The sequence below is a fragment of the Streptomyces crystallinus genome (assembly GCF_039521265.1).
Taxonomy (GTDB): Bacteria; Actinomycetota; Actinomycetes; order Streptomycetales; family Streptomycetaceae; genus Streptomyces; species Streptomyces crystallinus.
Map to the genome: position 1 here is coordinate 72,306 of NZ_BAAACA010000005.1, position 25,394 is coordinate 97,699.

Here is a 25,394-nt window from a genome sequence, read left to right on the forward strand (position 1 = left end):
GCTGGCCGGTGACGCCGCCGGTACCGCTCAGTACATTTCCAGTAAACCCTCGTTCACTCCTCACCTCCCAAGGGGCTGTGCCTCATGTCTGGAACGACCGGTACCACTTCAGTGATCGTCGCGGGCGCCCGCACGCCCATGGGCCGACTGCTCGGCTCCCTCAAGTCCTTCTCGGGCGCCGACCTCGGCGGCGTCGCCATCAAGGCGGCGCTCGACCGGGCCGGCATCGGCGGCGATCAGGTGCAGTACGTGATCATGGGCCAGGTGCTCCAGGCCGGCGCGGGCCAGATCCCGGCCCGCCAGGCCGCCGTGAAGGCCGGCATCCCGATGAACGTGCCGGCGCTCACCATCAACAAGGTCTGTCTCTCGGGCCTGGACGCCATCGCGCTCGCCGACCAGTTGATCCGCGCCGGTGAGTTCGACGTGGTGGTCGCGGGCGGCCAGGAGTCGATGACCAACGCGCCGCACCTGCTGCCCAAGTCCCGCGAGGGCTACAAGTACGGCGCGGTCGAGATGCTCGACGCGATGGCGTACGACGGTCTGACCGACGCCTTCGAGAACATCGCCATGGGCGAGTCCACCGAGAAGCACAACACCCGCCTGGGCATCGAGCGCGCCCCGCAGGACGAGTTCGCCGCCGCCTCCCACCAGCGCGCCGCCGCCGCCCAGAAGAACGGGCTGTTCGAGGCCGAGATCACCCCGGTCGAGATCCCGCAGCGCAAGGGCGAGCCGGTGATCTTCGCCAAGGACGAGGGCATCCGCGCCGAGACGACCGCCGAGTCGCTGGGCAAGCTGCGCCCGGCCTTCGCCAAGGACGGCACGATCACGGCGGGCACCTCCTCGCAGATCTCGGACGGCGCGGCCGCGGTCGTCGTCATGTCCAAGGCCAAGGCCGAGGAGCTGGGCCTGGAGTGGATCGCGGAGATCGGCGCGCACGGCAACGTGGCGGGACCGGACAACTCGCTCCAGTCGCAGCCGTCCAACGCCATCAAGCACGCCCTGTCCAAGGAGGGCATCGGCGTCGAGGACCTCGACCTCATCGAGATCAACGAGGCCTTCGCCGCGGTCGCGGTCCAGTCAATGAAGGACCTCGGCGTCTCCCCGGAAAAGGTGAACGTCAACGGTGGCGCGATCGCCCTGGGCCACCCCATCGGCATGTCGGGCGCGCGCGTGGTGCTCCACCTCGCGCTCGAGCTCAAGCGCCGCGGCGGCGGTACGGGGGCTGCGGCGCTGTGCGGCGGCGGCGGCCAGGGCGACGCCCTGATCATCAAGGTCCCCGGCAACAAGTAGCCGCGCCTCCCGCTGTACGTACGCAACGAACCCGAACCGAACGGAGCGGCAATGGTGGACGTCCCCGAGCTGGTGGCACAGGCGAGGGAGGGCCGGCCGCGTGCGGTGGCCCGGCTGATCTCGCTGGTCGAGGGGGCGTCCCCGCAACTGCGCGAGGTGATGGCGCAGTTGGCTCCGCTGACGGGCGGGGCGTACGTGGTGGGGCTGACGGGTTCGCCGGGTGTCGGCAAGTCGACCTCGACGTCGGCGCTGGTGACGGCGTACCGGCGGGCCGGGAAGCGGGTCGGGGTCCTCGCCGTGGACCCCTCCTCGCCGTTCTCCGGGGGCGCGCTGCTCGGCGACCGGGTGCGGATGTCGGACCACGCCTCCGACCCCGGGGTGTACATCCGCTCGATGGCCACCCGGGGGCATCTGGGCGGCCTGGCCTGGTCGGCCCCGCAGGCGATCCGGGTGCTGGACGCGGCGGGCTGCGACGTGATCCTGGTGGAGACGGTGGGCGTCGGCCAGTCCGAGGTCGAGATCGCGTCCCAGGCGGACACGTCGGTGGTGCTGCTGGCGCCCGGAATGGGCGACGGGATCCAGGCGGCCAAGGCCGGGATCCTGGAGATCGGCGACGTGTACGTGGTCAACAAGGCGGACCGGGACGGGGCCGACGCCACGGCCCGTGAGCTCAACCACATGCTGGGCCTCGGCGAGGCGCGCGGCCCCGGCGACTGGCGCCCGCCGATCGTCAAGACGGTGGCGGCCCGCTCCGAGGGCATCGAGGAGCTGGTCGAGGCGCTGGAGAAGCACCGGGCGTGGATGGAGGAGTGCGGGGTGCTGGCGGAGCGGCGGCTCTCGCGGGCGTCCCGTGAGGTGGAGACGATCGCGGTCACGGCCCTGCGGGAGCGGATCGGGGACCTGCGGGGGGACCGCCGGCTGTCCGCGCTGGCGGCGCGGATCGTGGGCGGGGAGCTGGACCCGTACGCGGCGGCGGACGAACTGGTCCAGGGCCTGACGGAGGCGTAGGCCCGCCCGGAGCCCGGCCTTCGTCTGCGGGTGAGTGGTGGGCCGCCCGCGCCCCTGTTTGTGCCCGGCCTTTGTCTGCGGCCCGGTGGTGGGTTGCTCGCGCAGTTCCCCGCGCCCCTGAAGGCGCCCCTGCGGGGCGATCGGGTGCTTGTTTTGTCTGCGGGCCGGTGGCCGGTTGCTCGCGCAGTTCCCCGCGCCCCTAAAGGCCTGTGGCTGAGCTGGGTTCTCCGGCTGCCCCGACCCCCTAGGGGCGCGGGGAACTGCGCGAGAAGCGGCCACGGGCCGCAGACGAGAGCGGGTTTAGGGGCGCGGGGAACTGCGCGAGAAGAGGCCACGGCCCGCAGACGAAAGAGGGTTTGGGGGCGCGGGGAACTGCGCGAGCAACCACCCACACACCCGCAGACAAAGGCCGGGCGCAAACTCAGAGCTTGCCCCGGTGGCCCCGTAGATGCTCCGCCACCGGCGTCAGCGACGCCCGCAGATCCGACAGCGCCTCCCCCGACAGCAAGTCGATGAAGTGCTTGCGCACCGACGCCACATGGTGCGGCGCCACCTTCTCCATCGTCTCCACCCCCGCGTCGGTCAACACCGCGTACAGCCCCCGCCGGTCGGACTCGCAGTTCTCCCGCCGCACCAGCCCCGCGTTCTCCATCCGCGTGATCTGGTGCGAGAGGCGGCTCTTGGACTGAAGGGTCGCGGCGGCGAGGTCGCTCATACGCAGCCGCTGCCCCTCGGCCTCCGAGAGGTTGACCAGGATCTCGTAGTCGTTGTTGGTCAGGCCGAACGGCTGCAGGTCCTTTTCCATCTGGTGCGTCAGCATCCTGTTGACGTCCAGATAGGTACGCCAGGCGCACTGCTCGCTATCGGTCAGCCAGTTGGTGGCCGTCTCGGTCTCCATATGTGGATTCTACCTAAGAAGTTGAATTCTGAACGAAGCCTGGGAGTGTGACGCCCCGCACGCACCGGCACAAGGGTCGTGGTCAGCGCCCGGCAAGGGTGCACGCGTTCGACGTCACACTCCGCAGACTACCGCTCACAGGCCGAAGCGACGCTGGAGGTCTCCGAGCTGGCCGGGAAGACGCGGTGCCGAACCCGCCGGCCCGTGCCCCCCGGCCGGCACCCCGCCGCCCGGAACGCCCGGCTCTGCGGGCACCTGCCCGGTCGTCTGCTCCGCCATCAGCACTTCGGTGGACTGGAGCAGCACCGTGCCCGCGCCCACGAACTCGAACTGGTGCTCCTCGCCGGACGTACCGCCGAGCCCCGTCAGTGACCGGATTCCGCCCAGTACGCCCGTCATGTAGCCGTGATCGTAGTGGTGGCAGGGCGACGGACAGTCGGCCCAGCCGACCAGCGCCTGCGGGTCCACCCGGATCGGCGGCTCCATGAACACCACCGGTCCATTGGACGCCGCCACGAACTTCCCGGTTCCGATCAGCGTCAGGAAACCCGGGACGATCGACTGCTTCAGGGCCAGCGTCGGCTGGTAGGCCAGCAGATTGCCGGCCCGGATCGTCAGATTGCCCTCGTCCAGGTCGTACGAGTTCACATCGAACGCCCGGTCCGCCAGCAGCATCTTGCCGGAGCCCTCCGCCACCACCCAGTCGCTGGCGTGCAGCGGCGAGTGGAAGCTGGTGCGCAGCAGCCGGTCGAGCCGGCCGTGGCCGATGCCGTTGAAGTCGATCCGCCCGTAGTAGGCGATCATCTTGCCCTTCTGGAGGAACCACTGGCTCGATTTGAGCTCCACGCAGAAGGTGTACTTGTTGACGTTGTCGTCTGCCGGGAGGGACAACGGGTCGAAGATCACCGGGCCGGTCACAGCTTCTCCTCCGAGGCCTGGACGTACACCGCGCCGCTGCCGGACAGTTCGAGCTGGAAGGCCTCTCCCGAGCCCCGGCCCACCATGTCCCGCCAGCCCAGCGCCGTGGACAGCTTGTTGCGTACGTCGCCGTGGTGCGCCACGTACGCCTGCGGGTCGACGTGGACCGGCCGCTGCGGGGTGATCGGCAGCTCGACCACTCCGCCGTGCGCCATCACCGCGACCGCGCCATGGCCCTTGAGCGTGGTGGTGAACAGGCCCTGGCCGGTCACCTGGCCCCGGACCATGCCCATGACCCCGCCCTGCGAGCCCATGAACATGGTGCCCTGCTGGAGGGTGCCGTCGAAGGCGAGGAGGCGGTCCGCCTCCACGTAGAGCGTGTCCCCGGCGAGGTTGATCACCTGAATGTGGTGGCCGCCGTGGCCGAACATCACCGTGCCGCTGCCCTCGACCGTCATCAGCGGGGTCGCCTCGTTGGCCACCCGACGGCCGATCATCGACATCAGCCCACCCTGGCCGCCCTGCATGTTGGGCGTGAAGGACACCTCGCCCTTGTACGCGAGCATCGCGCCGCGCTGACTGAACATCTTCTGGCCGGGAGCCACCGTGGCCTCGACCATCTTGGAGTTGATCTCGCGGAAGGGCATCAGACGTCCCCTCCGACCGTGTTGCGCTCGCTGGGCTGTACGTACACCAGTCCCTCGCCCTCGAAGCGGATCTGGAACGCCTCGCCCGAGCCCTCGCCGAGCAGGGTGCGGAAGGTCACCCCGGACTGGAAGTGCTGCTGGAGGTTGCCCTGGTGGGCGATGTAGGCGCCGGGGTCGACCGAGAGCGGGTACTGCGCGGAGACCCGCAGCACCACCGCGGGCCCGTCCGACATGATCGCCGCCTGGCCGTGGCCCTCGACGGTGGTCGTGAACAGGCCGTTGCCCTGGGTCGCCCCGCGCAGCCCGGTGAAGGTCGTGCCGGTGCGCAGGCCCGCGTCGGTGGCGAGCAGGTTGCTCGCCTCCACCCAGAGCTTGTCGCCCTGGAGCGAGACGAGGTTGATCTCGGAGGCCCGGTCGGCGAAGTAGCAGGTGCCGTTGCCCTTCACCTCCATCACGGCCATGGACTCGCCGGTCAGGCGGCGGGTCACCATGCCGCGGATGCCCTCACCGCCGCCGGACATCTTCTTGAAGGCCATCTGGCCGTCGTAGGCGACCATCGAGCCGTTCTTCGCCTTGACGGCGTCGCCGGTCATGTCGACGGCAAGCACTTTGCTGCCCTGGAGTCGGAACGTTGCCACGGGCTGACGTTAGCGGCCGGACCCCCGCCCCACCAGGGCCCGGCGGCCCCGGCCCCGGACCGCCCGGCTGCCCTCGGGGACCCCCGCCGAGATCCCGGCGCCGCCGGTGTCACAATGGAGAACGTTTGTGCTTGCGTTCACAAGCAACACCCTTCCGCCCCTCCCACCGAAGGTGCCCCCGTGGACATCAAGACCGCATCCGCTCTCCACCGTCTCCGGCTGGTCTCGGCCCCGGAGGCCGTCTCCTTCCTGCTGCTGCTCGTGTGCTCGGTGCTGAAGCGGACGACCGACGTCAACGCCGTCCCGGTGATGGGCGCGATCCACGGCATCCTCTTCATCCTGTACGTGATCTTCTGGGCGGACGCCTGGAACAAGGCGAAGTGGCCGGTGAAGACCGCCGCCCTGTACTTCGTGCTGTCCGTGCTGCCCTTCGGCGGCTTCGTGGCCGAGCGCCGGCTCAAGCGCCAGGCCGAGGACGCCCTGATCGCCGCCAGGGCCCGCAAGGAGGGCGTGGTCGGAGCGTGACCGCCGCCCGCGCGGCCTGAGTCCCCCCTCTACCGCCGGCCCCCGGCCGCCCCGCGCGGCACCGGGGGCCTTTCCATGCCGCAGCGCCCGGCAAACCGTTCGAACGAGAACCGCTCACTCGGAGTACTCCAGTCGACACGCCGAGGATTCTCCACTTTTGTGGGGATATCTACCTGGCTCGATCAGCTGGAGGGCACAGTGCGGTCGGAGAGTCCGTCGGAGCGTTACGACTACGAGGCCCACAGCCGGCTCGCCGGACCGCTCACCGAGCCGGACCCGGCGGCCTACCGGGTGCGGTACCGAAGTCTCCTCTCCGGCGAACCCCACCGAATACGCGCCGTGCTCCTGATGACGCTGGCGCCGGTGCTCACCGCGGTCCTCCTCGTCTACCTCGTCTGGCCCACCCACTGGGTGGAGCGCGAGGGCGGCGACGAGTGGCTGGTCGGCCTGGACATCGCGATGCTCGTCGCGATCGGTCTCATCGAGCTCTTCATGGTCGTCAACGTGGTCTCGATCGCCCACGCCACGATGGTCGCCAGGGACCCGATACCCGTCTTCCCCGAGCCCGGCACCCGGGTCGCCTTCCTCACCACCTGGGTGCCCGGCAAGGAGCCCATGGCCATGGTCAGGGCCACCCTGGAGGGCGCGGTCCGGGTGCACCACGTGGGCCCCCTCGACGTCTGGCTGCTGGACGAGGGCGACGACGAACGGGCCAGGGCGCTCTGCGAGGAGCTGGGGGTGCGCCACTTCACCCGCAACGGCGTCCCCGAGTGGAACCGCAGGAAGGGCCCGCACAAGGCCCGTACCAAACACGGCAACTACAACGCCTGGCTCGCCATGCACGGCGCCGAGTACGACTTCTTCGCCTCCGTCGACACCGACCACGTGCCGCTCCCCGACTTCCTGGAGCGGATGATGGGCTACTTCCGCGACCCCGACGTCGCGTTCGTGGTCGGCCCCCAGGTCTACGGCAACTACGACTCGCCCGTCACCAAGGCCGCCGAGTCCCAGCAGTTCCTCTTCCACGCGCTGATCCAGCGGGCCGGCAACCGCTACCGCGCCCCGATGTTCGTCGGCACCAACAACATCGTCAGGATCAGCGCACTGCGCCAGGTCGGCGGGCTCTACGACTCGATCACCGAGGACATGGCCACCGGCTTCGAGCTGCACCGCCGCAAGAACCCCAGGACGGGCCACTTCTGGAGGTCCGTCTACACCCCGGACGTGCTCGCCGTCGGCGAGGGCCCGGAGTCCTGGACCGACTTCTTCACCCAGCAGACCCGCTGGTCGCGCGGCACCTACGAGACGCTGCTCAAGCAGTACTGGAAGGCGCTCTTCCGGGTCCCGCCCGGGCGGCTCCTCTCGTACAGCCTGATGCTCGTCTACTACCCGATGACCGCCGTCAACTGGCTGCTCGGCATCGTCAGCTGCGTGCTGTTCCTCTGGTTCGGCGCCTCCGGCACCCAGGTCTCCGCCTCCGTCTGGCTGATGCTCTACAGCGACGCGGCCGCCCTCCAGATCGGCCTCTACCTCTGGAACCGCCGCCACAACGTCTCGCCCCACGAGCCGCAGGGCTCCGGCGGGCTCGCCGGGATGGGGATGTCCGCGCTCTGCGCGCCCATCTACCTCAAGTCGCTCCTGTCGGCGGTGCTGCGCACCCGCGGCCGGTTCGTCGTCACCCCCAAGGGCGGCGCGGCCAGCCCCGACCGGCTGTGGACCTTCCGCATCCACCTCTTCTGGGCCTCGGTGCTCATCGCCTCGCTCGCCGCCTCGGTGCACTACGGCCACACCCACGCGGCGATGCGGACCTGGGCGGTCCTCGCCCTCGCCATCGCGCTGGCTCCCGTCGTCGTCTGGTCCCTCACCGCCCGGCGCGAGCGCGCGGCCGCCCGGCGCCACGCCCTGGCGCCGTCCGCCGAGCCCGCCACCGCACCGGCCGCCACGACGACCGGAGGGAACTGACCCATGGACTACCGGCCCTCCCCGCGCACCAAGAAGACCCTGCTGGGCGGCGGCGCCGTGCTGCTGCTCGCCGGGCTCAACGCCCCGGCCGCGCTCTCCTTCGCCGAGGAGCAGTACCACGCGTACCAGATCCGCCGCCCCGACTACATGCGCAAGTACGGCGCCTGGGACACCGTCGACATCCCCGCGAAGTACCGCACCAACGCCATCCACGCGGCCCTGCTGCACACCGGCAAGGTCCTGATCATCGCCGGGTCCGGCAACAAGCAGGAGAAGTTCGACGCGGGTTCCTTCGACACCGTGCTGTGGAACCCGAAGGACAACACCTTCAAGAAGGTCCCCACCCCCGAGGACTTCTTCTGCTCCGGCCACGCCCAGCTCCCCGACGGCCGCCTCCTGGTGGCCGGCGGCACCGCCCGCTACGAGGTCCTGGACGACCAGGTGAAGCGGGCCGGCGGCGGGATGCGCATCAAGAACGAGAACCCGGACAAGGCCGTCACCATCAAGAAGGGGACCAAGTTCCGCTCCCCGTCGGGCGTCGAGTACATCTCCAAGGTCGACGTCACCGTGCCCCGCGCCAAGCGCGAGTTCGAGGTCAGCTACTACGCCACCGGCCAGATGAAGCCCTGGAAGACCAAGGTCACCGCGGCCGAGGCCCGGGTCTTCGTGGAGGCCGCCGCCGACGGCCCCAAGGCGGTGACCACCGAGCAGGCCCAGTACGAGATAGAGGGCCTGACCGGAGCCGACGCCGACAACACGTACGGCCTCGCCGAGAAGATCACCATGGACAAGCAGGACTTCCAGGGGATCCGGTCGGCGTACGAGTTCGACCCCAGGGCGGAGAAGTACATCCCGGTGGCCCCGATGCGGGACGCCCGCTGGTACCCGACGCTCACCACCCTCAAGGACGGCCGGGTCCTCGCCGTCTCCGGGCTCGACGACGTGGGCACGATCCTCGCCGGCGACAACGAGATCTACGACCCGAAGACCAAGAAGTGGACCAAGGGGCCGTTCCGGTACTTCCCGACCTACCCCTCGCTCTTCCTCACCAAGAGCGGCAAGCTCTTCTACTCCGGCGCCAACGCGGGCTACGGCCCCGCCGACAAGGGCCGGGAGCCGGGCCTGTGGGACCTCACCACCAACACCTTCCAGAAGATCGACGGGCTCGGCGACGGCGACCAGCTGGAGACGGCCAGCTCACTGCTGCTGCCGCCGGCCCAGGCCCAGCGGTTCATGCTGCTCGGCGGCGGCGGGGTCGGCGAGTCCAAGAAGTCCACGCCCCGCACCGCCCTGGTGGACCTCAACCGGAACAGCCCCGCCTTCCAGGCCGGGCCCGCGCTCCCGCAGGGCACCCGCTACCTCAACAGCGTGATCCTGCCCGACGACTCCGTCTTCACCAGCGGCGGATCCGAGGACTACCGGGGCCGCGGCGGCAGCAACATCCTCAAGGCCCAGTTCTACGATCCCGCCGCCAACGCCTTCCGCGAGGCCGCCGACCCCACGGTCGGCCGCAACTACCACTCCGAGGCGCTGCTGCTGCCCGACGGCCGGGTCGCCACCTTCGGCTCCGACTCGCTCTTCGGCGACAAGGACAACACCAAGCTCGGCAAGTTCGAGCAGCGCATGGAGATCTACACCCCGCCCTACCTCTACCGCGACAAGGACAAGCGCCCGGTCCTCGGCGACGGCCCGCAGGCGGTCGGCCAGGACCGCCGTGCCACCTTCCCCACCGCCCACCCCGAGCGGATCGCCAGGGCCCGGCTGATGCGGCCGAGCGCGGTCACCCACACCACGGACGTCGAACAGCGCTCCATCGACGTCCGGCTGACCAAGGACGGGAACTCGGTGACGGTCGAGGTGCCCACCGACAAGGCGCTCGTCCCGCCCGGCTGGTACATGCTCTTCGTCACCGACGCCGAGGGCACGCCGTCCGAGGCGAAGTGGCTGCTGATCGACTGAGCGCCGCTCTTCGACGCCGTCGCCCGGTGACTCAGGCCTTGGAGCGGCGGGCCAGGCCCAGCGCGTACTCCGGCCACCAGGCGCCCGCCGCCGGGCCTCCCCGGCAGGTCCCGTCCGAGTCGCCGGGCCGCTTGATCCACAGGTACGCGTCGAGCAGCGGGTCCCCGGTGCTGGTGGTCGGCGGGGTGCCGAGCGCCCGGCCGGGCGGGTTGCACCAGGCCTGGTCGCGGTCGTCGAGCAGCGGCCCGGCGCCGTTGCGGCTGGTGTCCACCACGAAGTGCTTGCCGCCGAGCCCCTGGGAGACCTTGGCGCCGTACGCGCGTACGGCGTCGTCGGTCTGGAAGTTGGAGACGTTCAGCGCGAACCCGTCCGCCCGGGCGACCCCGGCCCGGGTCAGCGGTTCCACCAGCTTGGCCGGGTCGGGGATCCACGCCGGGTTGCCCGCGTCCAGGTAGACCTTGGTGTTCGGCAGCTTCTTGAAGTGGTCGATCGCCTCGTTGAGCAGCTGGTAGCGCTCGTCCCAGTGCTCGGGCGTGGTGCAGCCGTCGACCATGTGGGCCACCGCGTCCGGCTCCAGGACCACGATCGCCTTGGCGTCCCCGATCGCCTCGCCGAACATCCCGTACCAGCTGCGGTAGGCGGCCACGTCCGGGGCGCCGCCCGCCGAGAGCCCGCCGCAGTCGCGGTGCGGGATGTTGTACGCCACCAGCAGCACCGTGCGCCGGTCCTTGGCGGCGCCGTCCACCGCCCGGCGGATCCCGGGCCCCGGGTTGTCCCAGGCGGGCCAGTCGGCCATCGGCCGGTCCGCGATCCGGCGCAGCGCCTCGGCGTCGGCGGTACGGCCCTGCGCCGCCCAGACCTTGACCTGCTTGGCGGCGTTGCTGTCCGGGTCCACCCAGAAGGGCCCGCCGGGCGCCGGTTCGGCGCCCTCGCCCGTGGAGTGGTGCTGGGCCGAGCCGGTGGCGGGGCCCGGGTCGGGGGAGCCCGAGCAGCCGGCCACCGCGGTGAGCAGGACGGCGGCGAGGAGGGTGCGGTGCCGGGCCATTCCGTGCCGGGACATGCGGCTCCCTGGGGTCACAGGCATACACAGGACATCAGCAATCGTGACATATCGGTCACTCTCCGCGAGGGAGCGCCACAGGCCGAACCGTGAGACGGGGCTGACCGGCATATGACCAGTCGGTAAGGTCGGTGCGTGCCGAAGCCCCTCAGCCTCCCGTTCGACCCCATCGCCCGCGCCGACGAACTCTGGCAGCGGCGCTGGGGGCCGGTCCCTTCCATGGCGGCGATCACCTCGATCATGCGCGCGCACCAGATCCTGCTCGCCGAGGTCGACGCGGTCGTCAAGCCGTACGGGCTGACCTTCGCGCGGTACGAGGCGCTGGTGCTGCTCACCTTCTCCAAGGCCGGCGAGCTGCCGATGTCCAAGATCGGCGAGCGGCTCATGGTCCATCCGACGTCGGTCACCAACACGGTGGACCGGCTGGTGCGGTCGGGTCTGGTGGACAAGCGTCCCAACCCGAACGACGGGCGGGGCACGCTGGCGTCCATCACGGACAAGGGGCGCGAGGTCGTGGAGAACGCGACGCGCGATCTCATGGAGATGGACTTCGGGCTGGGCGTCTACGACGCGGAGGAGTGCGGCGAGATCTTCGCGCTGCTGCGGCCGCTTCGCGTCGCGGCGCGCGACTTTTCCGAGGACGGGTGAGGTGGGTGGGGGTGCCTCCCCGTCGCCGGGCGCGGGCAGTCGTAGGCTGAGCGCGCAGTTCCCCGCGCCCCTCAGATGGGCCCGCAGGGCCCTCCTAGGGGCGCGGGGAACTGCGCGAGAAGCGGCCACCGGCCCGCGCACGACGAACTACCCAGGGGCGCGGGGAACTGCGCGACCAGCCCGCCGCGGTCCGCAGACGAAGGATGGTTTCAGTGGCGCGGGGAACTGCGCGAGCAACCCGGTGCGGGCCCGGGTGAGTGGGCGCCGCAAGATCGTGGTTGCGTGGCCGTTACGCTCGTAGGCATGAAAAAGAGCGTGCTGACCCGCTACCGCGTCATGGCCTACGTCACCGGCGTCCTCCTCGTCCTGCTGACCCTCGGCGTCATCGCCAAGTACCTGCTGGACATGGACGGGGCCGCGGACTTCACCAAGGTCGTGGGCATCGCGCACGGCTGGCTGTACGTCCTGTACCTCGTCTTCGCCTTCGACCTCGGCTCCAAGGCGAAGTGGCCGGTCGGCAAGCAGCTGTGGGTGCTCCTCGCGGGCACGATTCCCACCGCCGCCTTCTTCGTCGAGCGCAAGGTCTCCCGCGAGGTCGAGGCCCTGGTCACGGACCCCGCGCCGGCCGCGGCCCAGGCGTAACCCCACCGCCCGCGGAGAACCCGCGGGCGGTCGGCCATCGACATTTACTAGGACGTCCTAGTAAATTCGAAGGTATGGACGCTGACGCCATCGAGGAGGGCCGCCGACGCTGGCAGGCCCGTTACGACAAGGCCCGCAAGCGGGACGCGGACTTCACCACGCTCTCCGGGGACGAGGTCGACCCGGTCTACGGCCCCCGCCCCGGCGACACCTACGAGGGCTTCGAGCGGATCGGCTGGCCCGGCGAGTACCCGTACACGCGCGGGCTGCACGCCACCGGCTACCGGGGGCGCACCTGGACGATCCGGCAGTTCGCCGGGTTCGGCAACGCCGAGCAGACCAACGAGCGCTACAAGATGATCCTCAAGGCGGGCGGCGGCGGCCTCTCGGTCGCCTTCGACATGCCGACGCTGATGGGCCGCGACTCCGACGACCCGCGCTCGCTGGGCGAGGTCGGCCACTGCGGTGTCGCCATCGACTCGGCCGCCGACATGGAGGTCCTGTTCAAGGACATCCCGCTCGGTGACGTCACGACCTCGATGACGATCAGCGGTCCGGCCGTGCCCGTCTTCTGCATGTACCTGGTCGCGGCCGAGCGGCAGGGCGTGGACCCGGGCATCCTGAACGGCACGCTCCAGACCGACATCTTCAAGGAGTACATCGCCCAGAAGGAGTGGCTCTTCCAGCCCGAGCCGCATCTGCGTCTGATCGGCGACCTGATGGAGCACTGCGCGGCGGGCATCCCCGCGTACAAGCCGCTCTCGGTCTCCGGCTACCACATCCGCGAGGCCGGGGCGACGGCCGCGCAGGAGCTGGCGTACACCCTGGCGGACGGCTTCGGGTACGTCGAGCTCGGCCTCAGCCGCGGCCTGGACGTGGACGTCTTCGCCCCCGGCCTCTCCTTCTTCTTCGACGCGCACCTCGACTTCTTCGAGGAGATCGCCAAGTTCCGCGCCGCGCGCCGGATCTGGGCGCGCTGGATGAAGGAGGTGTACGGGGCGAAGTCCGACAAGGCGCAGTGGCTGCGCTTCCACACCCAGACGGCCGGTGTCTCGCTGACCGCGCAGCAGCCGTACAACAACGTCGTACGGACGGCGGTGGAGGCGCTCTCCGCGATCCTCGGCGGCACCAACTCGCTGCACACCAACGCGCTGGACGAGACGCTCGCCCTGCCGAGCGAGCAGGCCGCCGAGATCGCCCTGCGGACGCAGCAGGTGATCATGGAGGAGACGGGTGTGGCCAACGTGGCCGACCCGCTGGGCGGCGCCTGGTACGTGGAGCAGCTCACCGACCGCATCGAGGCGGACGCGGAGAAGATCTTCGACCAGATCAAGGAGCGCGGGCGCCGGGCGCACCCGGACGGGCAGCACCCCATCGGGCCGATCACCTCGGGCATCCTGCGCGGGATCGAGGACGGCTGGTTCACCGGGGAGATCGCGGAGTCGGCGTTCCAGTACCAGCAGGCGTTGGAGAAGGGCGACAAGCGGGTCGTGGGGGTGAACGTGCACCACGGGTCGGTCACCGGTGACCTGGAGATCCTGCGGGTCAGCCACGAGGTGGAGCGCGAGCAGGTCCGCGTCCTGGCGGACCGCAAGGGCGCGCGTGACTCGGCCCGGGTGAAGGCCGCCCTGGACGCGATGCTCGCCGCCGCGCGCGACGGGTCCAACATGATCGCGCCGATGCTGGACGCGGTGCGGGCGGAGGCGACGCTGGGGGAGATCTGCGGGGTGCTCCGCGAGGAGTGGGGCATCTACGTGGAGCCGGCCGGCTTTTAGCCGGGCCCGGCCTTCGTCTGCGGCTGAGTGGGCGGTTGCTCGCGCAGTTCCCCGCGCCCCTGTTCGGCCCGGCCTTCGTCTGCGGCTGGGTGGTGGGCTGGTCGCGCAGTTCCCCGCGCCCCTAAAAGCCTGGTGGCTGAGCTGAGTTCTCCGGCTGCGGCGGACTACCTCAGGGGCGCGGGGAACTGCGCGACCAGCCCGCCACGGTCCGCAGACGAAGGCAACCCCCGCACAGGGGGTTACGTCCGCCACGTCACCTGGAATTCCGCGCCGCCGCCCGGCGCGTTCCGAACAGACAGGTCCGCCCCGTGCGCCCGCGCGATCTGGCGCGCCATCGCCAGGCCGAGGCCGGACCCGGGCAGCGCCCGGGCCCGGTCGGCCCGGTAGAAGCGGTCGAAGACGTACGGCAGATCCTCCGGCGCGATCCCGGGCCCGTGGTCCCGTACCGTCAACGCCCCGCCCGTCAGCGTCACCTCCACCTCCGCCCCCGGCGGACTGAACTTCGCCGCGTTGTCCAGGAGGTTGGACAGCAGCCGGGCGAGGCGGGCCGGGACGCCGGGGAGCGTGGCGGACGCGTCCGCGAGATCCAGCCGGAACGGGGTCGCGGGCCAGTGCGCACGGGCCGTGTCCACGGTATGCGCGACCAGCGGCGCCAGCCGCACCTCCTCCAGGAGCGGCGCCGGCTCCTCGTCCCTGGCCAGGTCGATCAGGTCGTTCACCATGACCGTGACCTCCCGGATCTGCCGCCCCAGCGCCGAGGACGCCCGGCTGCGCTGGGCCTCGGTCAGCCGGTCGGCGCGGGCGAGGAGCTCGGCGTTGGTGCGCAGCGCGGTCAGCGGGGTGCGCAGCTCGTGGGAGGCGTCCGCGACGAGGCGGCGCTGGGCCGTGACGGACTGCTCCAGCTCGCCCAGCATGGTGTTGAAGGACGCGGCGAGCCGGGTCACCTCGTCCTCCTTGTAGGCGGGGCCCGGCGGCAGCTCGATGCGGTGGCCGGGGTCCCGGGTGGCCGCGATGTGCTCGGCGGTCGCGGTGAGCCGGGCGACCGGGGCGAGACCGGTGCGCGAGACCCAGTAGCCGAGCCCGGCGGCGAGCAGCACCCCGGCCGCGCCGACGCCGATCAGCCACTGGGCCGCCTGCCGTACGCCCTGCTCCACCGTGTCGGCGCGCAGGGCGACCTGGATCGCCCGGCCGTGCGGCAGCGTGGTGGTGAGCATCCGGGCCGGGTGGCCGGCGAGCGTGATGTTGGTGAAGTACGGGCGGCGCTGCCCGGCCGCGACCTCACGCGCCTGCGGCGGCACGGGCAGCAGATACGGCCTGGCCGGATCGTCCGCCGGGCTGCGGGGGACGATCTGGGCGCAGGCCGGGGCGGCGAGGAAGCGGCACTCACCGGCGAGCACGCCGGGGGCCTCGCCCCGGTTCTGCTGGGCGGCGAGCGTGGCGGACTGGGTGAGGTTCAGATCGAGCTGGTGGAACAGCTCGTACCGGATCACGAAGAACGCGGCCGTGCAGACGCCGAGCGCGACCAGCGCCACCGCCGCCGAGGCGGCCAGCGCCAGCCGGGTGCGCAGCGGGCGGTGGCGCCGCCAGCGGGCGCCGAGGCGGTGGCGCGCGTTCACGCGGTGTCCAGCCGGTAGCCGACGCCGTGGACGGTGTGCACGAGCCGGGGCTCGCCGTCCGCCTCCAGCTTGCGGCGCAGATAACCCACGTACACCGCCAGCGAGTTGGAGTCCGGCCCGAAGTCGCGGCCCCAGACCAGCTCCAGGATCATCTCGCGCGGCAGGACCTGGCCGGGGTGGCGCATCAGCAGTTCCAGCAGGGCGGACTCGGTGCGGCTGAACTCCAGGGGGCGCCCGGCGCGGTGGCCCGTCCGGGTGGCCGGGTCGAGGGCCAGGTCCGCGAAGACCAGCCGCTCCGGGGCCGGCTCCTCGGGCGCGGCCCGCCGCAGCAACGCCCGTACGCGTGCGACGAGTTCGTCCAGTGCGAACGGCTTGACCAGGTAGTCGTCGGCGCCCGCCTCGAGGCCGTCGACGCGCTCGCTCACCGAGTCGAGCGCGGTCAGCACCAGGACCGGGGTGCGGTCGCCCAGCGCCCGCAGCTGGCGGCAGACGGCGAGGCCGTCCAGGACCGGCATCATCACGTCGAGGACCACCGCGTCCGGCTGCCAGGTGGCGATCTCCGCGAGCGCCGCGAGACCGTCCGGGGCGCCCCGCACCTCGTACCCCTCCACGGCCAGACCGTCCTCGACGGCGGCCCGCACCTCCGGCTCGTCGTCGACGACGAGGATGCGGGCCGCGGGCCGGGCGTGTGTGCTGCTGCTCATGGGCAAAGAGTGCCAAACACCGCTCTTAGAAGCCTCTTAAGCCACCCCGCGAACGTTCGGGGCATGCGCACACCACTCTCAGTCGTGATCGGTGCGGGCGGCACCGGCGGCCATATCTACCCCGGGCTCGCGCTCGCCGAGGCGCTGCGCCGGGCCGTCCCGGACGCGGTGATCTCGTTCGTCGGTACGGAGCGGGGCCTGGAGGGCGAGCTGATCCCGGCCGCCGGATACCGGCTGCACACCGTCGACATGATCCCCTTCGACCCGGCGCTCGGCGCCCGCCGCTATCTGCTCCCCGCCGCGCTGCTGCGGTCCGGCGCCCAGTGCCGGGCGATCCTGCGGGCCCAGGGCGCGCAGGTCGCCGTGGGGATGGGCGGCTATCCCAGCGCGCCCGTGATCGTCGGCGCGAGACTCGCCGGACTGCCCAGCCTGATCCACGAGTCCAACGCGGTGCCGGGGCGGGCCAACCAGTTTGCGGCCCGGCTCACCAGGAACATCGCGGTCGCCTTCGACCGCAGCCGGGCGCATCTGGCGGGCGGCGCCGACGCCGTCACGACCGGGATGCCGATCGCCGCCGCGGTGGCCCGGCTCGACCGGCCGTCGCTGCGGGCCGAGGCCCGGCGGGCCCTCGACGTGCCGCCCGGGGCGCGGCTGGTGCTCGTCAACGGCGGCAGCCTGGGCGCGGCCCGGCTCACCGAGGCGGCGGTCGGCCTCGCCCGGCGCTGGCACGGGCGCGACGACGTCCATCTGCTGGTCAAGACCGGTCCGGCCGCGCTGGAGGAGACCCGGCGGCGGCTGACCGGGCTGTGGGGCGCACGGGCCGTGCCCTACCTCGACCGGATGGACCTCGCCTACGCGGCCGCCGACCTGGTGGTGTGCCGGGCCGGTTCGGCGACGGTCGCGGAGCTGGCCAGCACGGGTCTCCCGGCGGTCCTGGTGCCGTATCCGCACGCGCCGGGCGACCACCAGACGCACAACGCGCGGGTGCTCGTCGAGGCCGGGGCGGGTCTGCTGCTCCCGGACGCCGAGACCACCGCCGAGCGGCTGGCCGCCCTGGTCGAGCCGCTGCTGGCCGACCCGGCGCGGCTCGCCTCCATGGCGGGGGCGGCGGACCCCGGCCCGCACGCGCGGGCGGCGGACCTGCTGGCCCGGCGGGTCCTGGAACTCGCCGCACACCCCACCCCTTCCCTTCCGTACGACGAGGAGCACGCAGCATGAGCAACTGGCGGAACCGAACCGTCCTGGTCACCGGGGCCGAGGGCTTCATCGGCTCGACCCTGGTGGACCTCTTGGTCGAACAGGGCGCGCGGGTGCGGGCGATGGTGCACTACAAGCCGTACGCCGAAAAGGGGCATCTGGCGCATCTGCTCGACCACCCGGCGGTCGAGATGATCGCGGGGGACGTGCGCGACGCCGGGCGGGTGTCGGACGCGGTCGCCGGGTGCGACACCGTCTTCCACCTCGCCGCGCTGATCGGCATTCCGTACAGCTACGACTCGCCAGGCGCGTACGTGGCGACGAACGTCGTCGGCACCGAGAACGTCGCGGAGGCGTGCCGCCGGCACGCGGTGCGGCGTCTGGTGCACACCTCGACGAGTGAGGTGTACGGGACGGCGCGGACCGTGCCGATCTCGGAGGACCACCCGCTCCAGCCGCAGTCGCCGTACTCCGCCTCGAAGATCGGCGCGGACATGCTGGCGCTGTCGCACTGGCACGCGTTCGAGCTGCCGGTGACGGTGGTGCGGCCGTTCAACACGTACGGGCCGCGGCAGTCGGGGCGGGCGGTGATCCCGACGATCCTGGCCCAACTCCACGCGGGTGTACGCGAGATCCGGCTCGGCTCGCTCACTCCTACGCGTGACTTCACCTATGTGACGGACACGGCGCGGGGGTTCCTCGCGGTGGCCGAGTGCGAGCGGGCGGTGGGGGCCGTGGTGAACCTCGGGTCCGGGCGGGAGATCTCGATCGGCGACCTCGCCGCGGCGCTGATCGCCGCCTCGGGGCGGTCCGCGCGGATCGTGACCGACCCGGCTCGGCTGCGGCCGTCCGGGAGCGAGGTGGAGCGGTTGCTGTCCGACAACTCGCGGGCGCGGGAGTGGGCGGGGTGGGAGCCGGTTGTTTCTCTGGGGGAGGGGCTGAAGCGGACGTCGGAGTGGGTGGAGTCGCGCGGCCTGAGCACGCGTTACGCGGTCTAGCCCCCACCCCGCCCCTTCCCTAAACCCTCCGGGGGTGGGTGGGGCCGGGCCCCCGGGCCCCGTGGCGGGGGCTGCGCCCCCTGCACCCCTCTTTCGCCTGCGGACCGTGGCCGCTTGCTCGCGCAGTTCCCCGCGCCCCTAAAAGCCCGTGGCTGAGCCGCGTTCTCAGGCCGGCCCCGTGCCCCTAAAAGCCTGTGGCTGAGCCGGGTTCTCAGGCTGGCCCCCGTGCCCCTAAAAGCCTGTGGCTGAGCCGGGTTCTCAGGCTGGCCCCCGTGCCCCGAAGGACAGCTGGCCGCCCTGAGCTCCCCGACCACCCCCAACCCCCTAGGGGCGCGGGGAACTGCGCGACCAGCCGACCACGGCCTGCTGACGAAGGCGGGTTTAGGGGCGCGGGGAACTGCGCGAGAAGCGGCCACTCAGCCGCAGACGAAAAGGGGGTTCGGGGGCTGAGCCATCGAGGGGAGGATCAGGTGGTCGTCTGGAGGCCCGTGCAGATCAGGGCCGTGAAGTCCCGCGCCCACTCCCGGTCCACCGGCTCCGCGCTCACCAGAGCGCGATGCACCACCGCCCCCGCGACCACGTCGAAGATGAGGTCCGCGTGGCGCGCGGAGAGGGCCGCGTCCGCCTCGTACGGGATCTCCCCCCGCACCTGCGCCCGCTCCCGGCCGATCAGTACAAGACGTTTCTGGCGGTCCACGATCGCCGAGCGGATGCGGCCGCGCAGGGCGTCGTCGCGGGTGGACTCCGCGACCACCGCCATCAGCGCCGTCTTCGTCTCGGGCCGTTGCAGGATGGAGGCGAACTGGAGCACCACGCCCTCCACGTCCGCCGCGAGGCTGCCGAGGTCGGGGAGTTCCAGCTCGTCGAAGAGGACCGCCACCGCGTCCACGACCAGCTCGTTCTTGCCCGCCCAGCGCCGGTACAGCGTGGTCTTGGCGACGCCCGCGCGGGTCGCCACGTCCCCCATCGTCAACTTCGACCAGCCCAGCTCCACCAGCGCCTGCCGGGTCGCCAGCAGGATCGCCGCGTCCGCCTCGGCGCTGCGGGGGCGGCCGGGGCGGGCGGTTCTGCCGGGGCTGGGTTCGGAACACATGACGTACGACCATACCGGCCAGTAAGGAAACTGCCGGGGGACGCGCTGTGGGGGAGATCACGGCCCGATGGAGGGCCTCGCGCACCCGCTCCAGTTACGCTACGACTCGTAGCGAAAGACTCCAGCGGTCTTTGAGCGACGACCACAGAGCAGACGACGCATCAGCAGTACCGAAGAGCACACGCAGGACCGAAGGCGCCGGGTGGGGACCCAGGTGCGCCAGGATCCTGCCACCGGGTGACCACGCACGCGCGCGGAAGGGGGAGGATGTACGCATGCAGCCTAGGAACATGTCCATGAGCGGCGTCGTCGACCTCGCCGCGGTGAAGGCGGCCGGTGAGGCCAAGGCCAAGGCGGAGCAGGCCCGGGCCGAGGCCGCCCGCCAGGGCGGAAGCGCGGCCGTACCGCCGTCCGCCCTCGTGATCGATGTCGACGAGGCCGGGTTCGAGCGCGACATCCTCCAGCGCTCGGCCGAGGTGCCGGTCGTCATCGACTTCTGGGCCGAGTGGTGCGAGCCCTGCAAGCAGCTCGGCCCGCTCCTGGAGCGGCTGGCCGCGGAGTACAACGGCCGCTTCCTGCTGGCCAAGATCGATGTCGACGCCAACCAGATGCTGATGCAGCAGTTCGGGATCCAGGGGATCCCGGCGGTCTTCGCGGTGGTCGCGGGCCAGGCGCTGCCCCTCTTCCAGGGCGCGGCCCCCGAGCAGCAGATCCGCGAGACGCTCGACCAGCTGATCCAGGTGGCCGAGGAGCGCTTCGGCCTCACCGGTATCGCCGTCGACGCGGACGCGGCCGACGCGCGGCCCGCCGCCCCGGTGGCCGGCCCCTACGACGCCCTGCTCGAAGCGGCCGTCGTCGCCCTGGACTCCGGCGATCTGGCCGGCGCGGTCCAGGCGTACAAGAACGTCCTCGCCGAGGCCCCCGGCCACCCCGAGGCCAAGCTCGGCCTCGCCCAGGCCGAACTCCTGCGCCGGGTCCAGGACATGGACCCCGCCCAGGTGCGCAAGGACGCGGCCGAGAAGCCGGCGGACGTCACCGCCCAGATCGCCGCGGCGGATCTGGACCTGGTGGGCGGACACGTCGAGGACGCCTTCGGCCGGCTCGTCGAGACCGCCCGGGTCACCGTGGGCGAGGACCGCAACGCGGCGCGGGTGCGACTGCTCGAACTCTTCGAAGTGGTCGGTCCGGAGGACCCGCGGGTGACCAAGGCGCGGAGCGCGCTGGCACGAGTTCTTTACTGAACCGGGGGCCCGGGTTTCGGGCCGCTCCAGGGCCGCTGAGCTGTCCACGCGTGCGTCCGCACCGCTGACGATTTGGCGACACGGAGACAAGCGGCGACCGCGCTTTACCAAAACTTGGTAAACGCGGTCGCTGTTACTGGCAGTAAATTGAACTGCTTCTTACGTCCGTATTGAGACGTCTATTTCCCCTTCTGTCCGGTGACTTGGGGGTACGAAGTGTGGCGGCCCGATGCCGGGCTGTCGCGCCACGGTTATCCCTCCGTTACTGGCAAGTAACGAACCCCCTTGCGCCCCTCTCCCGAATGGACCACGATCGGCCACGCTCGGTCCAATAACGCACCAGCCCGACAGCCACTCGGGGCTGGGCGTTTCCTGGGTCCCCACCGAGCCGGCCGGCCCCAGTGGAGCCGACCGTGGACAGGGGGGTCTCCGCTCACCGGCGGGGCCTGTCCAGCAGGTTGTGCGTGATGCGTCAGGCGCGACCAGTGGTTGTCGCTCGGGGGTGATCGCCGGTGATTCGGACGCGGTAAGCGCCTGAAGACTCGGGCGCTCCTTCCCGAGGACGTAGCACTTCTCCCATCCCTGGACAGCCCGTGAGGGTCCGTCCCGGAGATGTACGTCCGAGAAGGAGGAAAGTCATGGAGTCCCAAGTTCGTGGCGGGACCAGATGGAAGCGGTTCGCGCTGGTCATGGTGCCCAGCGTGGCCGCCACGGCGGCGATAGGCATCGGCCTCGCCCAGGGTGCGCTGGCGGCGTCGTTCAGTGTGTCCGGGGTCGACTTCAAGGTCACGGCGGACCGGCTGGAAGGTGACGACCTCCTCCAGTACGGGTCGATCGCCACCGGTACGGACCTCGAGGGCAACAAGGCCGCGCACCCCGTCGTGGTGTCGGGCTTCAGCCACGCCGAGATCTACAACATGTGTCAGTCCGTCGTGACCCCGAAGGTCCCGTTCTTCGGCAACATCACGATGACGCTGAACGCGGGTGGCGGCGGTGACCCGGTCAAGGCGGACAACATCTACCTGGATGTGTCCCAGCTCGACACCGACGCCGAGTTCAAGAACATCGACATCGGCGTCGCCGCCGGCGAGGGCTCGGCCAACGGCAAGACGAAGATGCAGGGGAACGCGACCCCCAAGTCGAACCCCTACGGCTTCGCGCAGCGCGCCGAGCACGCCACCCTGAAGAACGTGGAGCAGCGCGCGTGGGCGACCACGGCCGGCAGCTTCAAGCTCAGTGGCCTCAAGCTGCGGCTGTCCACGGGCGCCAACGAGTGCCAGCTGAAGCACTAGGCACTTCCCCCGGTGGCCGCTGAGAGTACGGCCCTCACGGCCACCGGGACCTCTTCACTTTCACAGCAACAGCGGTACCAGGGAGCTGTTTTCCATGAGCGCCGAGACCACAGGTTCCCGCGGTTTCACCTACTGGCGGCTTCGTTTCCGGGCCTGGCGGGGCAGCCGCCCGTTCTGGGCGGGCCTGTACACCATGGCCGGTGGCGTGCCCATCGCGTACTTCCCGTACGCCAATCTCCACCTCGGGAACATCACGCTGGCCATGTCCACCACGGCCGGCGCCGGTTCGCTGATCATCGGCGTCCTGCTGATGACGCTCGGCCTGACCATCTGGTACCACCAGCAGGTCCGGGTCTTCGCGGGCGTCGCGGCGATCCTGCTCGCGCTGATCTCCCTGCCCGTCGCCAACATCGGCGGCTTCCTGATGGGCTTCCTGCTCGCCCTCTTCGGCGGCGCGCTGGCGCTGTCGTGGGTGCCCTCGAAGCCGCGGCGGCGTGATCTGCGTGCCGACGCGGGCGCTCCCTCGGGCGACGAGCCGGACGGTGGGACCGTCCCTGGCCCGCGCGAGGAGGGGTCCGCCGAGGCCGGCACCGAAACGACAGTCGACGCCAATGGCGGGAGGAACAGTGCGGGGTGACGAGACGCAGCTGGACTCGACCGGAGGCGGCGACAAATCCCGCGAGAGAGGCGGGCCGCGCCACGCGGCCCCGAGGAAGTCGCTGCTGACCAAGCTGCACATGCCCGCGGGCAAGGCGATGGCGCTGGCCGCCATGCCGACGGCCATGTTCGTCGGGATGAGCCTCACGCCCAAGCTGGCGATGGCGGACGACAAGACGGACATCCCGTTCGCGCCGGGCCCCTGTGTGACGCGCTCCGACGAGCCGAGCGCGTCGGCGAGCCCGTCGAAGTCGCCCAGCCCGTCGTCCAGCAAGTCGAGCACGCCGAGCCCGTCGTCCTCCTCTTCCTCGGACAAGACCGACGACAAGGCGAAGGAGCCGGCCCCGACGACCACCCCGTCGGCGGACCCGGCCAAGCAGCCCGGCACCGGCACCTCCGGGTCCAAGCCCACCCAGGCACCCACGGCCAAGCCCTCCACGACGCCCGCGCCCACCAAGTCCACCAACCCGCTGGACCCGTTGGGTCTCGGGGACGTGCTGGGCGACATCCTGGGCGTACACCCGAGCAAGTCGGCGGCGCCGGGGACCCCGAAGCCGTCGTCGACCCCGTCGTCCACGCCCACCACCAAGGCTCCGGCGCCCAGGACCACGCCGAGCAAGCCCGCGACGAAGCCGGCCACCAAGCCGGTGACCAAGACCGTGGACAAGACGGCCGAGGCGATCCGGGACGCGGCGAAGCAGGCGGGCCAGAAGGTCGAGGACCTGGCGGACAGCGCCAAGGGCCTGGAGCCGAAGAAGGACACCGCCATCCCCGACGGGGCCAAGCAGCCCTTCCCGTGCCCGACCCCCGACCCGAAGGCCCTGGCCAACGCCAAGCTGGACTCGGACGTGCCGCTGCTGCCGGACCAGCCGTGGATCCTCAAGACCTCCATGCTCGCCCTGGGCGGCCTCGACTACGAGGGCATCGTCGAGGTCAAGACGGGCAGCGGCAAGGTCAAGAAGGTCCTGAAGTTCACCGCGAAGACGGTGGACATCGACAACCTGCACCAGCTGGTCTACGGCCCGGAGCTGAACGGCAAGCCGACCACCGCCCACGTCAAGGCGCGCGCGGGCTCCAAGTCGACGATCCGCAACGGCACGGTGACGATGTACACGGAGGAGCTGAAGGGCAACCTCTTCGGCCTCATCCCGATCACGTTCACCCCGCAGACCCCGCCCCCGCTGAACGTCCCGGCCGCGTTCTTCACCAATGTGACGGTCCGCCAGGCCGGCCAGTTCGGCGGCACGCTCACCATCCCGGGCCTGCAGAACTACATCACGGACGGCAACCCCGAGTAGCCGTCCCACCCAGACCCGTCCGGGAGCCGCAGTGAGCCGTGGCCCGCACCGAATCCGGTGCGGGCCACGGCGCGTGCCCGGCGGCCCTCAGACCCGTCGCCTCTTCTCCGGTCGCCGCTTGAGCACCACGTACGCCACCCCCGCGGCCACCGCCGCCCCCGCGCCCAGGCCCGTCCAGCCCAGGACGCCCAGGCCCGAGGAGTCCGTCGTCGTCGCCGCGGCGGGTTTCGGCCTGGTGGCGGGGGAGGGCTTCGCCGGGTCCAGGGTGCCGATCGGTTTGGCCTTGCCGATCGCCGCGAAGCCCCAGTCCAGCAGGGCGCGGGTCTCCGTGTAGACCTTGTCGTGCTTGTTCTCCTGGGGGTTCATCACCGTCACCAGGACCGTGTGGCCGTCGCGGGTCGCGGCCTCCGCGAGGGTGTTGCCGGCGTGGGTCGTGTAGCCGTTCTTGCCGCCGATCAGGCCGGGGTACTTGGGCACGCCGCCGATGCCGGAGAGCATGCGGTTGGTGTTGGAGATGCCGAACGGCTTGCCCTTGGTGTTCGGGCCGCCGGGGAACTTCGCGTCCGCCGTCGCGCAGTACTCCTTGAAGTCCTTGTTGCGCAGGCCCGAGCGCAGGAACAGCGTCAGGTCGTACGCGGAGGACACCTGGCCCTCGGCGTCGTAGCCGTCGGGGCTGCGGACGTGGGTGTCCTTGGCGCCGAGGGACTCCGCCTTGGCCTGCATGTCCGTCACCGTCTTGGAGACGCCGCCGTTCATCGCCGCGAGCACGTGCACCGCGTCGTTGCCCGAGCGCAGGAAGACGCCGCGCCAGAGGTCGGCCCCCAGATACGTCTGGCCCGGGACGACGCCGACCGCGCTGCTGCCGTCGCCCATGCCCGTGAGCTCCGCCGGTTCCACCTTGTGGCTCGCCGTGCCCGGGACCGCCGGCAGGACTGTGTCCGCGAAGAGCATCTTGAGCGTGGAGGCCGGCGGCAGCGGCCAGTGGGCGTTGTTGGCGGCGAGCACCTGGCCGGTGTCCGCGTCCGAGACCATCCAGGACAGGGCGGACAGGTCACGGGGCAGCGCGGGGGCGCCCTCGCCCGTCTGGGGGCCGGGGCGGCCCAACTGCTCGCCGCCGAACGCGGACATGACCGGCGGCGGCACCTTGGGGGCTCCGGCGCGCGGCACCCCGGGGCTCGGCTTCCCGGGCGAGGGCGTGCCCGGCTTCACCGGGTGGGCCGCCGCCGGGGCGACACCGGAGACCACCGCCGCCGCGGTGAGGGCCGCGATGGCCAGCGGGCGGCTGAACTGCACAGTTATCGGGGCACGCATGAACGCGAACGTACCCC

The 25,394-nt window shown here is 71.3% G+C and carries 23 protein-coding genes; 14 read left to right on the top strand and 9 right to left on the bottom strand.

What is annotated here, in order from left to right; translation table 11 throughout:
- Positions 1-84: 84 nt before the first annotated feature.
- On the top strand, positions 85-1,290 hold the full coding sequence (locus ABD236_RS03290) for an acetyl-CoA C-acetyltransferase (protein WP_344069870.1): 1,206 nt from the start codon (positions 85-87) through the stop codon (positions 1,288-1,290).
- 51 nt (positions 1,291-1,341) lie between these two features.
- Complete coding sequence (gene meaB / locus ABD236_RS03295) at positions 1,342-2,298, top strand: methylmalonyl Co-A mutase-associated GTPase MeaB (protein WP_344069872.1); 957 nt, start codon at positions 1,342-1,344, stop codon at positions 2,296-2,298.
- Between the two features lie 421 nt (positions 2,299-2,719).
- On the opposite strand, the gene ABD236_RS03300 is transcribed toward meaB, so the two are convergent.
- The 4 genes from ABD236_RS03300 to ABD236_RS03315 all read right to left on the bottom strand — a co-directional run bounded on the left by ABD236_RS03300 (position 2,720) and on the right by ABD236_RS03315 (position 5,399).
- Positions 2,720-3,196, bottom strand: a complete 477-nt coding sequence (locus ABD236_RS03300; RefSeq protein WP_344069874.1) for a MarR family winged helix-turn-helix transcriptional regulator — start codon at positions 3,194-3,196, stop codon at positions 2,720-2,722.
- A gap of 135 nt (positions 3,197-3,331) precedes the next feature.
- Positions 3,332-4,114, bottom strand: coding sequence for an AIM24 family protein (locus ABD236_RS03305; protein ID WP_344069876.1), 783 nt, complete (start codon positions 4,112-4,114; stop codon positions 3,332-3,334).
- The gene (locus ABD236_RS03310; RefSeq protein WP_344069878.1) at positions 4,111-4,761 is read right to left on the bottom strand and encodes an AIM24 family protein; all 651 of its coding nucleotides are present in this window, start codon (positions 4,759-4,761) and stop codon (positions 4,111-4,113) included. Before ABD236_RS03310 ends, ABD236_RS03305 begins: the two co-directional genes overlap by 4 nt.
- Positions 4,761-5,399 carry an AIM24 family protein gene (locus ABD236_RS03315; RefSeq protein ID WP_344069880.1) on the bottom strand — a complete coding sequence of 213 codons (639 nt, stop codon included), beginning with the start codon at positions 5,397-5,399 and terminating at the stop codon, positions 4,761-4,763. Before ABD236_RS03315 ends, ABD236_RS03310 begins: the two co-directional genes overlap by 1 nt.
- 180 nt (positions 5,400-5,579) lie before the next feature.
- Between ABD236_RS03315 and ABD236_RS03320 the strand changes: the two genes are divergently transcribed.
- The 3 genes from ABD236_RS03320 (at position 5,580) to glxA (ending at position 9,845) form a co-directional block, all read left to right on the top strand.
- Positions 5,580-5,924: a DUF3817 domain-containing protein gene (locus ABD236_RS03320; RefSeq protein ID WP_344069882.1), complete on the top strand. Its 345-nt coding sequence runs from the start codon at positions 5,580-5,582 to the stop codon at positions 5,922-5,924.
- 159 nt (positions 5,925-6,083) lie between these two features.
- The gene (locus tag ABD236_RS03325) at positions 6,084-7,886 is read left to right on the top strand and encodes a glycosyltransferase family 2 protein (RefSeq protein ID WP_344069884.1); all 1,803 of its coding nucleotides are present in this window, start codon (positions 6,084-6,086) and stop codon (positions 7,884-7,886) included.
- 3 nt (positions 7,887-7,889) lie between these two features.
- Complete coding sequence (gene glxA / locus ABD236_RS03330) at positions 7,890-9,845, top strand: radical copper oxidase GlxA (protein ID WP_344069886.1); 1,956 nt, start codon at positions 7,890-7,892, stop codon at positions 9,843-9,845.
- A 31-nt stretch (positions 9,846-9,876) separates the two neighbouring features.
- Here glxA and ABD236_RS03335 read toward each other — a convergent pair whose 3' ends face one another.
- Complete coding sequence (locus tag ABD236_RS03335) at positions 9,877-10,905, bottom strand: glycoside hydrolase family 6 protein (protein WP_344069887.1); 1,029 nt, start codon at positions 10,903-10,905, stop codon at positions 9,877-9,879.
- Between the two features lie 135 nt (positions 10,906-11,040).
- Between ABD236_RS03335 and ABD236_RS03340 the strand changes: the two genes are divergently transcribed.
- From ABD236_RS03340 to icmA, 3 genes are all read left to right on the top strand, one after another.
- Complete coding sequence (locus ABD236_RS03340; RefSeq protein ID WP_344069889.1) at positions 11,041-11,553, top strand: MarR family winged helix-turn-helix transcriptional regulator; 513 nt, start codon at positions 11,041-11,043, stop codon at positions 11,551-11,553.
- 303 nt (positions 11,554-11,856) lie between these two features.
- Positions 11,857-12,195 (top strand): DUF3817 domain-containing protein, encoded by a 339-nt coding sequence (locus ABD236_RS03345; RefSeq protein ID WP_344069891.1) that lies wholly within the window; start codon positions 11,857-11,859, stop codon positions 12,193-12,195.
- 74 nt (positions 12,196-12,269) lie between these two features.
- Positions 12,270-13,970 (top strand): coenzyme B12-dependent isobutyryl-CoA mutase large subunit, encoded by a 1,701-nt coding sequence (gene icmA, locus ABD236_RS03350; RefSeq protein ID WP_344069893.1) that lies wholly within the window; start codon positions 12,270-12,272, stop codon positions 13,968-13,970.
- A 239-nt stretch (positions 13,971-14,209) separates the two neighbouring features.
- Here the strand turns inward: icmA and ABD236_RS03355 are convergent, their stop codons facing one another.
- Both ABD236_RS03355 and ABD236_RS03360 read right to left on the bottom strand, forming a co-directional pair.
- Positions 14,210-15,586 carry a sensor histidine kinase gene (locus ABD236_RS03355; protein WP_344069895.1) on the bottom strand — a complete coding sequence of 459 codons (1,377 nt, stop codon included), beginning with the start codon at positions 15,584-15,586 and terminating at the stop codon, positions 14,210-14,212.
- A complete protein-coding gene (locus ABD236_RS03360) occupies positions 15,583-16,290 on the bottom strand; it encodes a response regulator transcription factor (RefSeq protein WP_344069897.1) in 708 nt (235 codons plus the stop codon). The genes ABD236_RS03355 and ABD236_RS03360 overlap by 4 nt, the downstream gene beginning before the upstream one ends.
- A 63-nt stretch (positions 16,291-16,353) precedes the next feature.
- Between ABD236_RS03360 and ABD236_RS03365 the strand changes: the two genes are divergently transcribed.
- Positions 16,354-17,508 carry a UDP-N-acetylglucosamine--N-acetylmuramyl-(pentapeptide) pyrophosphoryl-undecaprenol N-acetylglucosamine transferase gene (locus ABD236_RS03365; protein ID WP_344069899.1) on the top strand — a complete coding sequence of 385 codons (1,155 nt, stop codon included), beginning with the start codon at positions 16,354-16,356 and terminating at the stop codon, positions 17,506-17,508.
- Entirely contained in the window at positions 17,505-18,485 is a 981-nt protein-coding gene (locus tag ABD236_RS03370) for a GDP-mannose 4,6-dehydratase (RefSeq protein ID WP_344069901.1), read from the top strand. The genes ABD236_RS03365 and ABD236_RS03370 overlap by 4 nt, the downstream gene beginning before the upstream one ends.
- A gap of 466 nt (positions 18,486-18,951) precedes the next feature.
- On the opposite strand, the gene ABD236_RS03375 is transcribed toward ABD236_RS03370, so the two are convergent.
- Complete coding sequence (locus tag ABD236_RS03375; RefSeq protein ID WP_344069903.1) at positions 18,952-19,578, bottom strand: TetR/AcrR family transcriptional regulator; 627 nt, start codon at positions 19,576-19,578, stop codon at positions 18,952-18,954.
- A 275-nt stretch (positions 19,579-19,853) separates the two neighbouring features.
- Here ABD236_RS03375 and ABD236_RS03380 point away from each other — a divergent pair, with 275 nt between their 5' ends.
- From ABD236_RS03380 to ABD236_RS03395, 4 genes are all read left to right on the top strand, one after another.
- Positions 19,854-20,819, top strand: a complete 966-nt coding sequence (locus ABD236_RS03380; RefSeq protein ID WP_344069905.1) for a tetratricopeptide repeat protein — start codon at positions 19,854-19,856, stop codon at positions 20,817-20,819.
- A gap of 638 nt (positions 20,820-21,457) precedes the next feature.
- Positions 21,458-22,111, top strand: coding sequence for a DUF6230 family protein (locus ABD236_RS03385; RefSeq protein ID WP_344069907.1), 654 nt, complete (start codon positions 21,458-21,460; stop codon positions 22,109-22,111).
- A 94-nt stretch (positions 22,112-22,205) separates the two neighbouring features.
- A complete protein-coding gene (locus tag ABD236_RS03390; protein WP_344069909.1) occupies positions 22,206-22,748 on the top strand; it encodes a DUF6114 domain-containing protein in 543 nt (180 codons plus the stop codon).
- Positions 22,738-24,066: a hypothetical protein gene (locus tag ABD236_RS03395; protein WP_344070107.1), complete on the top strand. Its 1,329-nt coding sequence runs from the start codon at positions 22,738-22,740 to the stop codon at positions 24,064-24,066. Before ABD236_RS03390 ends, ABD236_RS03395 begins: the two co-directional genes overlap by 11 nt.
- An 87-nt stretch (positions 24,067-24,153) precedes the next feature.
- On the opposite strand, the gene ABD236_RS03400 is transcribed toward ABD236_RS03395, so the two are convergent.
- Entirely contained in the window at positions 24,154-25,377 is a 1,224-nt protein-coding gene (locus ABD236_RS03400; RefSeq protein ID WP_344069911.1) for a D-alanyl-D-alanine carboxypeptidase family protein, read from the bottom strand.
- Positions 25,378-25,394: the final 17 nt, after the last annotated feature.

Excerpts from the sequence above, each read along its gene's own strand:
- ABD236_RS03290 (WP_344069870.1), top strand. The coding sequence starts at position 85 with ATGTCTGGAACGACCGGTACCACTTCAGTGATCGTCGCGGGCGCCCGC.
- meaB (WP_344069872.1), top strand. The coding sequence starts at position 1,342 with ATGGTGGACGTCCCCGAGCTGGTGGCACAGGCGAGGGAGGGCCGGCCG.
- ABD236_RS03300 (WP_344069874.1), bottom strand. The coding sequence starts at position 3,196 with ATGGAGACCGAGACGGCCACCAACTGGCTGACCGATAGCGAGCAGTGC.
- ABD236_RS03310 (WP_344069878.1), bottom strand. The coding sequence starts at position 4,761 with ATGCCCTTCCGCGAGATCAACTCCAAGATGGTCGAGGCCACGGTGGCT.
- glxA (WP_344069886.1), top strand. The coding sequence starts at position 7,890 with ATGGACTACCGGCCCTCCCCGCGCACCAAGAAGACCCTGCTGGGCGGC.
- ABD236_RS03335 (WP_344069887.1), bottom strand. The coding sequence starts at position 10,905 with ATGTCCCGGCACGGAATGGCCCGGCACCGCACCCTCCTCGCCGCCGTC.
- ABD236_RS03345 (WP_344069891.1), top strand. The coding sequence starts at position 11,857 with ATGAAAAAGAGCGTGCTGACCCGCTACCGCGTCATGGCCTACGTCACC.
- icmA (WP_344069893.1), top strand. The coding sequence starts at position 12,270 with ATGGACGCTGACGCCATCGAGGAGGGCCGCCGACGCTGGCAGGCCCGT.
- ABD236_RS03360 (WP_344069897.1), bottom strand. The coding sequence starts at position 16,290 with ATGAGCAGCAGCACACACGCCCGGCCCGCGGCCCGCATCCTCGTCGTC.
- ABD236_RS03365 (WP_344069899.1), top strand. The coding sequence starts at position 16,354 with ATGCGCACACCACTCTCAGTCGTGATCGGTGCGGGCGGCACCGGCGGC.
- ABD236_RS03370 (WP_344069901.1), top strand. The coding sequence starts at position 17,505 with ATGAGCAACTGGCGGAACCGAACCGTCCTGGTCACCGGGGCCGAGGGC.
- ABD236_RS03375 (WP_344069903.1), bottom strand. The coding sequence starts at position 19,578 with ATGTGTTCCGAACCCAGCCCCGGCAGAACCGCCCGCCCCGGCCGCCCC.
- ABD236_RS03380 (WP_344069905.1), top strand. The coding sequence starts at position 19,854 with ATGCAGCCTAGGAACATGTCCATGAGCGGCGTCGTCGACCTCGCCGCG.
- ABD236_RS03385 (WP_344069907.1), top strand. The coding sequence starts at position 21,458 with ATGGAGTCCCAAGTTCGTGGCGGGACCAGATGGAAGCGGTTCGCGCTG.
- ABD236_RS03390 (WP_344069909.1), top strand. The coding sequence starts at position 22,206 with ATGAGCGCCGAGACCACAGGTTCCCGCGGTTTCACCTACTGGCGGCTT.
- ABD236_RS03400 (WP_344069911.1), bottom strand. The coding sequence starts at position 25,377 with ATGCGTGCCCCGATAACTGTGCAGTTCAGCCGCCCGCTGGCCATCGCG.